This is a genomic window from Pseudomonas sp. GL_139_B, from assembly GCF_057834475.1.
Window position 1 is genome coordinate 2,045,825 of the sequence record NZ_CM174403.1, and the last position, 13,088, is coordinate 2,058,912.

A 13,088-nucleotide genomic window follows, 5' to 3' on the forward strand; every position below is an offset into this window, starting at 1 on the left:
CGTTTTTTTGCTTTCACCAAAAAAAACTTAGAATCATACTCAAATAGATATAAGGGGACTTAGAGTGAACAAGTCGGAACTGATTGATGCTATCGCTGCATCCGCTGATATCCCGAAAGCTGCTGCTGGCCGTGCGCTGGACGCTGTAATCGAATCCGTCACTGGCGCTCTCAAGGCTGGCGACTCTGTTGTTCTGGTTGGTTTCGGTACCTTCTCCGTGACTGATCGTCCAGCTCGCATTGGTCGTAACCCTCAGACCGGTAAGACACTGGAAATCGCAGCAGCCAAAAAACCAGGTTTCAAAGCCGGTAAAGCACTGAAAGAAGCTGTCAACTAAGTTCGATTCAGGTTTTTGCCTATCCGGGTCAGGGTCATGCCTGACCTGGCAGCGGAGCGGTAGTCCAGTCGGCAAGTCGCCGGTCCGAGACACCGAGGGTCGCATGTTCGACCCTTCGATCCGCTCCGCCAGTTACGAGAAGGCGCATCCCCGGATGCGCCTTTCTTCTATCCGGATTCTACCCACGCTCCACGGTTGCCTAATTTTGAAGTTCAACCGTTTCTGGGGGACGCATGCTGCAGAATATCAGGGACAATTCACAAGGCTGGATTGCCAAGACCATTATCGGGGTCATCGTTGCACTGATGGCTTTGACCGGTTTCGACGCCATTTTCAAGGCCACTACGCACAGCAATGATGCGGCCAAGGTCAATGGTGAAGAAATCACCCAGAACGAGCTGAGCCAGGCGGTTGATATGCAACGCCGTCAACTCATGCAACAGCTGGGCAAAGATTTCGATGCTTCCTTGCTCGATGAAAAAATGCTGCGTGAATCGGCCCTCAAAGGCTTGATCGATCGCAAATTGCTGCTGCAAGGCGCACAAAACTCGAAATTCGCTTTCTCCGAAGCCGCTCTGGACCAGGTGATCCTGCAGACGCCTGAATTCCAGGTCGACGGCAAGTTTAGCCCTGAGCGTTTCGATCAGGTGATCCGCCAACTCGGTTACAGCCGTATGCAGTTCCGCCAGATGCTGGCTCAGGAAATGCTGATTGGTCAGCTGCGCGCTGGCCTGGCCGGTAGCGGTTTCGTCACCGACGCTCAGGTGTTGGCCTTCGCCCGTCTGGAAAAACAGACCCGCGATTTCGCTTCCCTGAATGTCAAGGTTGACCCTGCGTCTGTGAAGCTGACTGACGAAGAAGTCAAAGCCTACTACGACGAGCACGCCAAGGAATTCATGACGCCGGATCAGGTGATCATTGATTACCTGGAATTGAAGAAGGCTTCCTTCTTCGATCAAGTCGCCGTCAAGGACGAAGACCTGCAAGCGGCGTATCAGAAAGAAATCGCGAACCTGTCCGAACAACGTCGGGCTGCGCACATTCTGATCGAAGTGAACGACAAAATGACCGAGGCGCAAGCCAAGGCCAAGATCGAAGAAGTTCAGGCACGTCTGGCCAAAGGCGAGAAATTCGATGCGCTGGCCAAAGAGTTCTCCCAGGATCCGGGTTCCGCGAACAACGGCGGTGACCTCGGCTATGCAGGTCCTGGTGTCTACGACCCGGCCTTCGAAAAAGCCCTGTATTCGCTGGCCAAGGATCAAGTTTCCGAGCCGGTTCGTACCGATTTCGGTTTCCACCTGATCAAGTTGTTAGGTGTGGAAGCACCTGAAGTGCCGACGTTTGCCAGCCTCAAAGACAAGCTGACCCGCGAGCTGAAAACCCAACAGGTCGAGCAGCGTTTCGTCGAAGCGACCAAGCAGCTGGAGGACGCCTCGTTCGAAGCGTCCGATCTGGCCCAGCCGGCGCAAGACCTGAAACTGACCGTTCACACCTCCAAGCCATTTGGTCGTGAAGGCGGTGAGGGCATTGCGGCCAACCGCGCGGTGATAGCGGCTGCGTTCAGTCCTGAAGTGCTGGATGAGGGTGCCAACAGCACCGCCATCGAACTCGATCCGGAAACCGTGATCGTGTTGCGCGCCAAGGAACACCTGAAACCGGCACAACTGCCGCTGGAAAGCGTAAACGTCGCGATCCGCACGCAATTGACCAAGGAACATGCCAGCTCTGCCGCCAAGACCAAGGCTGAACAGTTGATTGCCAGCCTGCGTGACGGCAAGACCCCGCTGGATACGGCAATTGATGGCCAGAGCTGGAAAGTTACCGAAGCGGCTACCCGCTCTCAGGAAGGGGTTGACCCAACCGTGCTGCAAGCGCTGTTCCGGATGCCCAAGCCTGCCGCCAAAGACAAGCCGACCTTCAGCAACGTGACCCTGGCCGATGGTAGCCTGGTGATCGTGCGTTTGAACAACGTGAACGAAGCGGCCGCACCGACCGAAGAAGAGAAGGCTCAATACCGTCGCTTCCTCGCCTCGCGCATTGGCCAGCAAGACTTCGCGGCTTACCGCAAGCAGCTGGAAAGCGAAGCTGATATCAAGCGTTATTGATGCCTGATTGAGCGTTTCGCAACTCAAAGACCCTGGTCGAAAGGCCGGGGTTTTTTGTGTCTTAAGGGAACGGAAACGGTTATCCGTCGCCAGAGGCGGGTGGGGAGCGACCTTTTCGTGCCAATGGCAGTCTTTACACTTGTAATTGTTTTAAGACACTAATCGATGCGCCGCTAAGCATCGATCTGTTGCACAATACGCCCCGGACCGTTTTCCTCAGGATGTTCAATGTTTAAATCAATTCCCATGCGTCTCGTCGGGCTGGCACTGGTGCTCGCCGCTGCTGGCTGCTCGTCCAAGAAAGCCGCGATCTATGAGCATGAGAATTTCGCGGACTCCGGCACCTTTTCACGCAATTACCCCGTGACTGATGCGAAGACCTGCGAAGCAGCACGCCGAGCCTTGCTCAGTCAGGGTTACATCATTACCAGCAGCGACCCCAAGCTGATCAGCGGGCACAAGAGCTTCCAGCAGACCGGCGACACGCACATGGAAATCAGTTTCAGTGTGGTCTGTGCCGATGACGGCAGCGACGGGCACCACGCGACCATGTTCGCCAACGCCTTGCAGGACCGTTATGCGCTGAAGAAAACCAATAACTCCGCCAGTCTGGGCGTCGGTGTGTTGGGTTCGGTATCGATGCCCATTGGTTCGTCCGACGATTCGATGGTCAAGGTCGCCAGCGAAACCGTTTCCTCGGCCAAGTTCTACGAACGTTTTTTCACCCTGGTGGAATTGTTCCTGCCACCGGAAGCGAAGAAGGCCGCGCATATCGTCGAGAAGCCGAAGGCCACCGACCTGGGCGTGCCTGAAGCCAAGGCGGCATCTGCACCTACACCGGCAGCTGCGGTAGAACCAACGCCAGCCGCAGCTCCAGCCCCGGCTGCCGAGCCTGCCCCCGCCCCAGTAGCCTCGGAACCGGTCGCACCACCGGCTGAACCCGCGCCGATCACCCCTGCGCGAATCAGCGAACCGGCACTGTCCACAGAAGCGGTCACACCGCCACCGCAGTCAGACTTGCCGCCACCAAGCGAGCCAATTCCGGCCATGCCGGTTTCTGGTCAGTAATCGATTCCCGACGGGGTCGGGTCAGACGACACCGATCCCGTAGGCGCTTTACGTTGATCTGCATCAGCCAGGCCGTAGTCCTACAGCCTCTATCGAAAAAAATCGGTGATAAATTCCTGACCGCCTGCTACGTTTTATCAAGTAGCCGTTGAGCGGTGCACCTGTGTCATTTTTCGTTCACAGGGGCACTTTATGCTCGGGGCGTTGGTCATTTATTCAGGCATTTTTAAACGAGCGCTGGGGGATTCAAAAATGGACGATTATCAAGAGGAGCTGCTCGAGTATCAGGCGTTTGAACTGGACCCGCTGGAGCCCGCCGACGACGCTACCGAGCTGTAAGCGTCAAGCGGATTGGCGATGACTGCGGCGAAACTCGCCGGGTGTCTGGCCATTCCAGCGTTTGAAGGCCCGTTGGAAGGCTTCCGCTGAAGCGAAACCCAACAGGTAGGCGATTTCTCCGAACGCCAGTTCGGTATCGCGGATATAGGTCATGGCCAGGTCGCGACGGGTGTCGTTGAGAATCGCGCGAAATTGCGTGCCCTCTTCGGCAAGTTTGCGGCGCAAGGTCCAGGTGGGCAGCTTCAGGCGTGCCGCCACTTCTTCCAGGTCCGGTTCCCGGCCTCCATTAAGCAACGGCCCCAGTAACTGAGTGATGCGTTCACGCAGGCTGCGGGTGCGTGTCAGTTGCTCCAGTTCCCGTTCGCAGAGTTGCAGCAAATGCCGCCAGGTACTCGGGCAGTGCACCGGGTTGCGTTGGGCGAGGCTGGTCAGGCTCAGACGCAGTTGGTTGTGCTCGGCGCCGAACTGGATCGGGCAATCGCCCAGCAGGGCATACGCTTCGTGGTAATCCGGCACCGTGAATTCGATCTCGATGCGCTCAGCGCGCAGCGCGGCAGAGCTCAGGCTGGACAATTGCTGCAACCAGCCGGCGATGATCGAGTCCACCACAAAGCGGTTATAGGCGTTGTACGGGCTGATGGAGTAGAAGCGCAGCCATGCGCCCCGGGCGTCTTCATGAAAGCTCGACTGACCGCGATAGTTGGAGCCGTACAAGGCTTCGAAACGAATCAGGCAGCGCGCGGCTTCGCGAACCGTCGGCGCCTGGGCGGCGGTGACGCCGGCCAGACCGGCCTGGCTCAGACGACTGAGCTGGCCCATGCGCAACCCCAGTGCCGGATCACCCGTCAGTTGAATCGCCCCGTGGCCCAGACGCATGTAGCGCGGGATCGACAGCCGGGCACCCGGCTCCGCTAACCGTGCCGCATCCAGGCCGTATTGATCGAGCAACGGTTGAGGGTCTACGCCGTGGCTGTGCACCGCATCGGCCAGGCTGTGGACAAAACCCACCGACAAATCCCCGAGGCGCATCGGCAACGGTTTCATGGGTTACAACCAGAGGTTCAGCAACCGCGCGCCATGGGCATTGCCATCGGCGAACTGTTGACCGTTATTGCTGAGAAAACTTTCCCCGGCGCTGCCCTGATCCCAGAACTGGCCGCGCAGGAACACGCTCATACCGGCGATTGCCTGGCTGTTCGGCGGTTGCGCGGTCAAGGTCAGGCGATGCCAGGCCTGACCTTCACTGAGTTCACCGGGTTTGAGGCTGACGGATTTGGGTGTCGGCAATCCCCGATACCCACGCCACGGCTTATCCCAGGTGTCACGTCCGATGACGAACGCCGGCACCGCCACCAGTTGCACACCCTGATCGTCGAGCGTGCGGTAATTCTCCGGGTACCAACTGTCGCTGCCAATCAACACGCCCAAGCGTCCGGCTGGCGTGTCGATAACATTGAGTGCCTGTTGGTCATTGGCCCTGGTGTCGCCAAGCTTCTCGAACATTGGATGCATCTGCCGGTGAGGCTGGCCAATCGGCAGGCCATCGCGATCAAAGATCACACTGCTGTTGTACAGTGCACCGCGTCCGATTTTCAGCCTGCCGTCGATAACACTGGGTTCCGGCAACACGATGGTGCCCGCCACCAGCGTCACGTGAAACTCCTTCGCCAGCCCGCCGAACAGCGCCTGGTAATTCTTGGCCATGGCTTTGGCTTTCATCCGCAAATGGGCATCGTCGAGGCGGCTGCCGCCCTCGGCGTTGATCAGCGCGCGAACGAACTGCAAAGGATTGCTCGCCGCCAGCCAGTTCATGGCTTCCTTGATCGTCGTGGCCTGGTACAGCTCGTCTTTCTCGCCGCTGACCATCAGCCAGGTGCCGACATGTTCGGGCAGCACGACGATAGTCTTGTCATTCAGCAAGCCTTGGTCCTGGGCTTTCTGCAAATAGGCCGCGAGTTTGCGATGCAAGCGCTCGGGGCTTTGATAGTCGGTCGGGAACAGCTCGGGCTGGATGCCCAGCAGGTTGCCGCGATCGGCGGGAGTGCCTTGATCGATGGCCAGGTTGATGCGCAGGTCCGACAGGTAATGGCCCACGGGACGATCTGCCGCCCACATGGCGTAGGTTGTCAGGGCGGCAATGATCGCCATGGAAAAGGTCAGGTACAGAAGTTTGCGCATGGGGGAGCAGTCAACGACCGTGTGCAGGAATGGCTTTGCATCGGGATTTGGATCGAGGATAAAGCGAATCAATGAGTTAGTGGTTGAATTTCTTTTTTTCGTGGTTTGTTTTTTCGCTAAAGGCTGGGTTTTTCCTTTGAATCGCAACGGCTACGGGTATGCGAGAGCCTATTGGGCACATCCTTGGGAACGCGACTCGATGTAGTTTCACACCATCAGACGCAACGTTTCGAATAACTGACGATCTTCTTTTTTGGCCGAGCGCGCGTGGCGCCGAATAACCTGCAACAGACAGTCGGTGAAGCACATTGCCGGATTGCTGAGTGCACCATTGCGACGAGTCACGATGCTCAACTGTCGCGGTTCGAACTGTTCAGCCAGCCTCAAGGAAACCACCCGACCGAGGAAGGGAGGGGCAATACTGACGATGGACGGCCCCCAAGTGCACATGTCGGCCCGGTCGACCATCATCTGCAAAATCGCCATTGAGTGGGCACGAACGATGCGGTTTTCATCGATCTGCGCGTTATGTTGCCAGAACAACTCCTGCATCAGTCCATCGTGCCCATCCGGCGCATAGTTCAGCGTCCAGTTTTCCTCCAGCAGCTCATGGATCGATCGCGCATCCTGTCGGGCATGGCCCTGACGGACCAGCACCGAGGTCTGGTAGTCGAGCAGTGTTTCGCAGGCGAACTCTTGGGTTGATTGCGTCGGGTGAAGCTGACCGATTGCAAAGTCCATGCTGCCATCGCGCAATAGCGGCTGAGCCACAGCCATGAGACTTTCGAACAACTCCAGGCGGATTTGCGGCATACGCTCGCGAAAGGCCAGGACCACCTCGGGCAAAAAAGTCAGGGCGATCCACGGCGTGATCCCGACACAGAGTCGGCCCTGAGCCTTGCCCCGCATGTGATCGAGTTCGGTCTGTGCGTGCTCCAGTTGCTTGAGCACCAGCCGAGCGTGGGTCAGCAGCACTTTTCCATATTCGGTGAAGTTCAGGCCGCTGGCGGTTCGGGTGAACAGCGGTAGCTGTTGACTGGTTTCCAGCTCGCGCAGGGCTTTGGTCACGGCGGCCTGGGAAATCTCCAGCGAACGAGCGGCCGCGCGAATGCTGCCGGTTTCGGCGCTGGCAATCAGCGCTTGTAATTGATGCAGTTTCATCTGCTCACCCTAGTGACAACTAATGGTTGTCATCATAACCAAACTGCATCTCCCCAGCCCAGAACTTGTTCCCTAAGATCCACCCCATCAACCGCTCAGCTCTTGTCGAAGGGGAACAACAATGAATGCCGGCCATGTCCTGCCTGGTATTGCAGTGATGCAAGATGAAATGATCGCGTTGCGCCACAGCTTTCACGCTCATCCCGAACTGGGTTTTGAAGAGTTCGCCACCAGTGAGCGGGTTGCAGAGTGTTTGACCCGCTGGGGTTACCAGGTCAGCACTGGCATCGGCAAGACTGGCGTCGTCGGTACCCTGAAAAATGGCGAGGGCCGGTCCATCGGCCTGCGCGCCGACATGGATGCACTGCCGATTCAGGAGACCACCGGTTTACCCTACGCCAGCCGGATCGATGGAGTCATGCATGCCTGCGGCCATGACGGTCATACGGCCACCCTGTTGACGGCCGCCAGGTACCTGGCGCAGACCCGAGCGTTCAACGGTACGTTGCAACTGATTTTCCAACCGGCCGAAGAAGGTCTGGGCGGTGCGAGGAAAATGCTGGAGGACGGCCTGCTCGAACGGTTCCCCTGCGATGCGATTTTTGCCATGCATAACGTGCCGGGTTATCCGGTCGGGCACCTGGGGTTTTACAGCGGACCGTTCATGGCGTCTGCCGATACCGTGACGATCAACATCATCGGCAACGGTGGCCATGGCGCGGTGCCGCACAAAGCGGTCGATCCGGTGGTCGTCTGTTCGTCGATTGTGATTGCGCTGCAAAGCATCGTCTCGCGCAACGTCAACCCGCAGGACATGGCGATTGTCACGGTGGGCTCCCTCCATGCGGGAAGTGCTTCGAATGTCATCCCGTCGAGCGCACAGATGAGCTTAAGCGTGCGTGCATTGACCCCCGAAATTCGCCAATTGCTCGAAGTCAGAATCACCGAGCTGGTAAACGGCCAGGCAGCCAGTTTTGGTGCCCGGGCCGAAATCGACTATCAGCATTGTCATCCGGTGTTGATCAACCATCCCGAGCCCACGGCGTTTGCCCGAGAGGTTGCACGGGACTGGCTGGGCGAAGGGCAATTGATCGACAACCTGCGGCCCTTTACTGCGAGTGAAGACTTCGCCTTCATCCTGGAAAAATGCCCCGGCAGTTACTTGGTGATTGGCAATGGTGACGGCGAAAGCGGCTGTCTGCTGCACAACCCCGGCTACGACTTCAATGACGCCTGCCTGCCAATCGGGGCGAGCTACTGGGTCAAGTTGGTCGAGGGTTTTCTGAGTTGAGACGCCATATTGTCGAGCGTCAGTCTGTACAAAAAACGTCTGCGGTCTAGAGAGGGAAAATAAAAATGAACAAGTTGATTGCGGCTGTTTCATTGCTTTGCTTGACGGCATCCAGCTTGGCCGGCGCGGCCGACTGGTCTGGCAAAGTCTTGAAGCTGGGGGTTGACCCCACGTACCCGCCGCTGGAATACAAAAACCAGGACGGCACCCTGACCGGCTTTGGAGTCGATATCGCCGAAGCGCTTTGTGCCGAACTCAAAGCCCGTTGTATTTGGGTTGAAAGCAGCTGGGACGGGATGATCCCGGCGCTGCTGGCGCGCAAGTTCGATGCGGTGGCGTCGTCGATGACCGTGACGCCCAAGCGTCTGGAGCAGATTGCGTTTACCGACAAGGTCTCCAATGCGCCGGCACGGCTGGTGGTCAAGCGTGGATCGGGCCTGCTGCCGACCCTTGAATCGCTCAAGGGCAAACGCATTGGCGTAGAGCAGGGCTCGACCCAGGAAGCGTATGCCAAAGCCGTTTGGGGCTCGAAAGGTGTGGACGTTCTGTCCTATCAGAATCAGGACCAGGTGTACGCCGATCTGGTGGTGGGACGGCTCGATGCCTCGCTGCAGGGCGCCATTCAGGCCAGTTACGGCTTCCTCGGCACCGCCGCAGGCAAGGATTATGAATTTGCCGGCGGGACTCTGGATGATCCAGGCTTTTTCGGCGTCGGTGACGGCATCGGCTTGCGCAAGAACGATGTCGAGTTGCGCGAAGATTTGAACAAGGCGCTGGCGACCATTCTGGCCAACGGCACGTATGCACGGATCAATAAAAAATACTTCGATTTCGACGTCTACGGCGCTAAGTAACGCCCCCCTCGCGACCTTGTACAGGGCGGTCGACCAGACTGCTCTGCTTCAGCATCCCCTTCACCTCAACCTAATAAGAACAAGGAGAGTGAAATGCTTCTGGAAGGCTTTGGCCCGCAAATCCTGCTGGGCACCCTGGCCACCATCAAACTGGCGCTGTGGTCATTGTTGATTGCCGTACTGGCAGGGCTGTTCGGCGCCAGTTCCAAGTTGTCCTCCAACCGTTTATTGCGATCGCTGGCTACCGGTTATACGACGGTGATCCGCAGCATGCCGGACCTGGTGATCATGTTGCTGTTGTTCTTCAGTCTGCAGATGCTGCTCAACCGGATGACCGATTGGCTGGGTGTCAGTCAGATCGACATTGACCCGTTTCTGGCCGGTGTCGTGACCTTGTCCTTTATTTACGGGGCTTACTTCACCGAGACGTTTCGTGGTGCCTTCCAGGCCGTTCCGGCTGGTCAGCTCGAAGCCGCACGGGCCTACGGCATGACGCTCGGGCAGACTTTCCGCAAGGTGCTGTTCCCGCAAATGCTGCGTCACGCGTTACCGGGCATTGGCAACAACTGGCAGGTACTGATCAAGTCCACTGCACTGGTCTCGATCATCGGCCTGACCGATGTGGTCAAGGCCACCCAGGACGCGGGCAAGGGCTCGATGCAGTTCTTTTATTTCACGCTGGTGGGCGGCCTGATCTATCTGGCCATTACCACGGTGTCCAACGGGGTATTGATGTGGCTTGAGCACCGTTACTCGGTGGGTGTCAGGAAGGCTTCGCTATGACCGGCATTTTCGAAGACTACTGGCAGGCTTACCTGTGGAGTGACGGGCCACATTTTTCCGGGTTGGCGGTGACCTTGTGGCTGCTGATTCTGGCAGTGGTGAGTGGTTTCTTGCTCGCGGTGCCATTGTCTATTGCCCGCGTCAGCCGTAATCCGCTGCTGCGCTTGCCGGTCTGGTGTTACACCTATGTGTTTCGCGGCACCCCGCTGTACATCCAGCTGCTGTTCTTCTACACCGGGGTGTACAGCTTGCATGTGGTTCGGTCCCAGGATTTTCTCAACGCGTTTTTCCGTGACGGCTTCAACTGCACGGTGCTGGCGTTCGGGCTCAATACCTGTGCCTACATGACCGAAATTTTTGCTGGCTCGATCAGAGCGACGCCCCACGGCGAAATCGAGGCCGCTCGCGCTTATGGGATGAGTCGGTTCACCCTCTATCGCCGGATCGTCCTGCCGTCAGCATTGCGCCGGGCCCTGCCATTCTTCAGCAATGAAGTGATTCTGATGCTGCATTCCACCTCGGTGGCGTTTACCGCCACAGTGCCCGATTTGCTGAAGATAGCCCGGGACGTCAACTCAGCGACTTATGCCTCGTTCACCGCGTTCGGCATTGCCGGAGTGCTGTACGCCGCCAGCGCCTTTTTCCTGATCTGGCTGTTCCGGCGAGGCGAGCTGCATTGGCTGGCTTACCTCAATCCCCGTACGCACTGACCCCATCGGACTTGCTCACATGTATAAATTGATCGTTGAAGATGTGCATAAAAGCTACGGCAACCATGAAGTTCTGAAGGGTGTTTCGCTCAAGGCCAGGGCGGGTGATGTGATCAGCATCATCGGCTCCTCTGGGTCCGGGAAAAGTACTTTTTTGCGTTGCATCAATCATCTGGAACAACCTTCGGCGGGGCGGATCATCGTCAATTCGCAGGAGCTGCTGACCCGCAAGAACTCAAGGGGGGACTTGTCTGCGGTCGATCCCCGGCAGTTGCAACTCCTGCGCAGCCAGTTGTCGATGGTGTTTCAGCATTTCAATCTGTGGAGCCACATGACGGTGCTGGAAAACCTCATTGAGTGCCCGATGAGTGTGCTGGGTATCACTCGGTCGCAAGCATTGGAGCGGGCGCGTCATTACCTCGCCAAGGTCGGTCTGCCAGCAAAGGTCGAGGACCAGTATCCGGTCCACCTGTCCGGCGGCCAGCAGCAGCGCGTAGCAATCGCCCGCGCTCTGGCGATGGAACCCCAGGTGATGTTGTTCGATGAACCGACCTCTGCCCTGGATCCCGAATTGGTGGGCGAGGTGCTCAAAGTCATGCAGCAGCTTGCCGAAGAAGGCAGGACGATGGTGGTCGTTACCCATGAAATGGCTTTTGCCAGACAGGTATCGAACCACGTTATGTTTCTGCACCAAGGCCGGGTGGAGGAGCAGGGGGCACCAGGCACGTTGCTGGAACAGCCCCGTAGCGAGCGTTTGCAGCAGTTTTTGGCGGGGAGTCTGAAATAATGGGGGGCAGAGGCCGGTATGGCTCTGCCTACATCTTTTAGCCGCCTATGGCTGCCTCGGCCCGGCGATCAGGCGCGGGCAATATCGAGCCAGACCGGGCCGTCGGGATATTGATATCGTTCCAGGGATTGAGCAGTCATTTCGATGCTATAGCCCGGGCGCCGCGGGGGCATGTAGCGGCCGCGGCGGATCACAACCGGGTCAAGGAAGTGCTCGTGCAGGTGGTCGACGTATTCCAGAACACGGTTGTGCAGCGAGGCCGACACGGCGATGTAGTCGAACAGGGCGATGTGTTGCACGTACTCGCACAAACCGACGCCACCGCCATGGGGGCAGACCGGCACGTCGAACTTGGCGGCCATCAACAGCACGATCAACACCTCATTGAGACCACCCAGGCGGGCCGCGTCCAGCTGGCAAAAGTCCAGAGCGCCGGCCTGGAACATCTGCTTGAACATCACCCTGTTGTGGCAATGCTCCCCGGTGGCGACGCCAATCGGTGCGATGCGCCGGCGGATGCTGGCATGGCCGAGGATGTCATCGGGGCTGGTGGGCTCTTCGATCCACAGAGGATCGAACGCGGCCAGGCGACGCATGTTGGCTACCGACTCGTCGACGCCCCAGACCTGGTTGGCGTCCATCATCAGGGAACGATCCCAGCCAATTTCTTCGCGAAGAATTGTGGCGCGACGGATGTCTTCTTCCAGATCGGCACCGATTTTCTGCTTGATGTGGGTCCAGCCATCCTCGACCGCTTCTCGGGCCAGTTGGCGCATTTTTTCTTCGCTGTAGCCCAGCCAGCCCGGCGCGGTGGTGTAGCCGGGGTAGCCTTCGCGCAGCATTTGCACTTCGCGCTGAGCCTTACCCGGCACCTGGCGGCGTAGCAGGGCGATGGCTTCTTCAGGGGTGAGCACGTCAGTGACGTAGCTGAAGTCCAGGCAACGCACCAGTTGCTCGGGCGTCATGTCGGCCAACAGCTTCCACACCGGCTTGCCTTCGTGTTTGGCCCACAGATCCCAGACGGCATTGACGATGGCCGCGGTGGCCAGGTGGATCACGCCTTTTTCCGGGCCCAGCCAGCGCAGTTGGCTGTCGCCCACGGTGATTTGGTGCCAGAAGGCGCCCATGTCGGCAACGATCTCTTCCAGGGTCAGGCCGACCACCATCGGAGCCAGCGATTGCACGGCCGCCACACAGATTTCGTTGCCACGGCCAATGGTGAACGTCAGGCCGTGTCCTTCAATGCCGGCAGGGGCGTCGGTGTGCAGTACGACGTAGGACGCGGAATAATCCGGCGCGCTATTCATCGCATCGGAGCCGTCCAGCGACAGGGAAGTGGGGAACCGGATGTCGCGTACGCTCAGATGGGTGATGCGGATACTCATGGCGGGCTCTCGTGTTCGATGGCCAGTAGGAGCCTCGACTGTAGGTCGCCGAGCGATACATGCATAATCACGGTTTCCTAAGTAGGGATA

13 protein-coding genes are annotated in these 13,088 nt (G+C 58.3%); 9 read left to right on the forward strand and 4 right to left on the reverse strand.

The features are described from left to right. Positions 1-64 precede the first annotated feature (64 nt). The 4 genes from AC3ISI_RS09465 (at position 65) to AC3ISI_RS09480 (ending at position 3,849) form a co-directional block, all read left to right on the forward strand. Positions 65-337: an HU family DNA-binding protein gene (locus AC3ISI_RS09465; protein ID WP_002552737.1), complete on the forward strand. Its 273-nt coding sequence runs from the start codon at positions 65-67 to the stop codon at positions 335-337. Positions 338-570: 233 nt separating this feature from the next. Next, complete coding sequence (locus AC3ISI_RS09470) at positions 571-2,442, forward strand: SurA N-terminal domain-containing protein (RefSeq protein ID WP_489336613.1); 1,872 nt, start codon at positions 571-573, stop codon at positions 2,440-2,442. A gap of 228 nt (positions 2,443-2,670) precedes the next feature. Further along, on the forward strand, positions 2,671-3,510 hold the full coding sequence (locus AC3ISI_RS09475) for a DUF2242 domain-containing protein (RefSeq protein ID WP_489336615.1): 840 nt from the start codon (positions 2,671-2,673) through the stop codon (positions 3,508-3,510). A gap of 192 nt (positions 3,511-3,702) precedes the next feature. Beyond that, positions 3,703-3,849, forward strand: a complete 147-nt coding sequence (locus tag AC3ISI_RS09480) for a hypothetical protein (protein WP_489336616.1) — start codon at positions 3,703-3,705, stop codon at positions 3,847-3,849. Positions 3,850-3,852: 3 nt separating this feature from the next. Here the strand turns inward: AC3ISI_RS09480 and AC3ISI_RS09485 are convergent, their stop codons facing one another. The 3 genes from AC3ISI_RS09485 to AC3ISI_RS09495 all read right to left on the reverse strand — a co-directional run bounded on the left by AC3ISI_RS09485 (position 3,853) and on the right by AC3ISI_RS09495 (position 7,188). Continuing rightward, positions 3,853-4,893, reverse strand: a complete 1,041-nt coding sequence (locus AC3ISI_RS09485) for an AraC family transcriptional regulator (protein WP_489336617.1) — start codon at positions 4,891-4,893, stop codon at positions 3,853-3,855. A 3-nt stretch (positions 4,894-4,896) separates the two neighbouring features. Then, entirely contained in the window at positions 4,897-6,027 is a 1,131-nt protein-coding gene (locus AC3ISI_RS09490; protein ID WP_489336619.1) for a carbon-nitrogen hydrolase family protein, read from the reverse strand. A 207-nt stretch (positions 6,028-6,234) separates the two neighbouring features. Then, positions 6,235-7,188, reverse strand: coding sequence for a LysR family transcriptional regulator (locus tag AC3ISI_RS09495; protein ID WP_489336620.1), 954 nt, complete (start codon positions 7,186-7,188; stop codon positions 6,235-6,237). A gap of 121 nt (positions 7,189-7,309) precedes the next feature. Here AC3ISI_RS09495 and AC3ISI_RS09500 point away from each other — a divergent pair, with 121 nt between their 5' ends. From AC3ISI_RS09500 to AC3ISI_RS09520, 5 genes are all read left to right on the forward strand, one after another. Further along, positions 7,310-8,479, forward strand: coding sequence for a M20 aminoacylase family protein (locus AC3ISI_RS09500; RefSeq protein WP_489336622.1), 1,170 nt, complete (start codon positions 7,310-7,312; stop codon positions 8,477-8,479). A gap of 65 nt (positions 8,480-8,544) precedes the next feature. Then, positions 8,545-9,333 carry an ABC transporter substrate-binding protein gene (locus AC3ISI_RS09505; RefSeq protein ID WP_489336624.1) on the forward strand — a complete coding sequence of 263 codons (789 nt, stop codon included), beginning with the start codon at positions 8,545-8,547 and terminating at the stop codon, positions 9,331-9,333. A gap of 93 nt (positions 9,334-9,426) precedes the next feature. Then, on the forward strand, positions 9,427-10,116 hold the full coding sequence (locus tag AC3ISI_RS09510; RefSeq protein ID WP_489336625.1) for an ABC transporter permease: 690 nt from the start codon (positions 9,427-9,429) through the stop codon (positions 10,114-10,116). Beyond that, positions 10,113-10,826 (forward strand): ABC transporter permease, encoded by a 714-nt coding sequence (locus AC3ISI_RS09515; protein WP_489336626.1) that lies wholly within the window; start codon positions 10,113-10,115, stop codon positions 10,824-10,826. The genes AC3ISI_RS09510 and AC3ISI_RS09515 overlap by 4 nt, the downstream gene beginning before the upstream one ends. 19 nt (positions 10,827-10,845) lie before the next feature. Continuing rightward, positions 10,846-11,613, forward strand: coding sequence for an ABC transporter ATP-binding protein (locus AC3ISI_RS09520; RefSeq protein WP_489336627.1), 768 nt, complete (start codon positions 10,846-10,848; stop codon positions 11,611-11,613). Positions 11,614-11,681: 68 nt separating this feature from the next. Here the strand turns inward: AC3ISI_RS09520 and AC3ISI_RS09525 are convergent, their stop codons facing one another. Beyond that, positions 11,682-12,998 carry an L-fuconate dehydratase gene (locus tag AC3ISI_RS09525; protein WP_489336628.1) on the reverse strand — a complete coding sequence of 439 codons (1,317 nt, stop codon included), beginning with the start codon at positions 12,996-12,998 and terminating at the stop codon, positions 11,682-11,684. Positions 12,999-13,088 lie beyond the last annotated feature (90 nt).

Excerpts from the sequence above, each read along its gene's own strand:
- AC3ISI_RS09515 (WP_489336626.1), top strand. The coding sequence starts at position 10,113 with ATGACCGGCATTTTCGAAGACTACTGGCAGGCTTACCTGTGGAGTGAC.
- AC3ISI_RS09510 (WP_489336625.1), top strand. The coding sequence starts at position 9,427 with ATGCTTCTGGAAGGCTTTGGCCCGCAAATCCTGCTGGGCACCCTGGCC.
- AC3ISI_RS09485 (WP_489336617.1), bottom strand. The coding sequence starts at position 4,893 with ATGAAACCGTTGCCGATGCGCCTCGGGGATTTGTCGGTGGGTTTTGTC.
- AC3ISI_RS09495 (WP_489336620.1), bottom strand. The coding sequence starts at position 7,188 with ATGAAACTGCATCAATTACAAGCGCTGATTGCCAGCGCCGAAACCGGC.
- AC3ISI_RS09505 (WP_489336624.1), top strand. The coding sequence starts at position 8,545 with ATGAACAAGTTGATTGCGGCTGTTTCATTGCTTTGCTTGACGGCATCC.
- AC3ISI_RS09520 (WP_489336627.1), top strand. The coding sequence starts at position 10,846 with ATGTATAAATTGATCGTTGAAGATGTGCATAAAAGCTACGGCAACCAT.
- AC3ISI_RS09525 (WP_489336628.1), bottom strand. The coding sequence starts at position 12,998 with ATGAGTATCCGCATCACCCATCTGAGCGTACGCGACATCCGGTTCCCC.
- AC3ISI_RS09475 (WP_489336615.1), top strand. The coding sequence starts at position 2,671 with ATGTTTAAATCAATTCCCATGCGTCTCGTCGGGCTGGCACTGGTGCTC.
- AC3ISI_RS09480 (WP_489336616.1), top strand. The coding sequence starts at position 3,703 with ATGCTCGGGGCGTTGGTCATTTATTCAGGCATTTTTAAACGAGCGCTG.
- AC3ISI_RS09490 (WP_489336619.1), bottom strand. The coding sequence starts at position 6,027 with ATGCGCAAACTTCTGTACCTGACCTTTTCCATGGCGATCATTGCCGCC.
- AC3ISI_RS09470 (WP_489336613.1), top strand. The coding sequence starts at position 571 with ATGCTGCAGAATATCAGGGACAATTCACAAGGCTGGATTGCCAAGACC.
- AC3ISI_RS09500 (WP_489336622.1), top strand. The coding sequence starts at position 7,310 with ATGAATGCCGGCCATGTCCTGCCTGGTATTGCAGTGATGCAAGATGAA.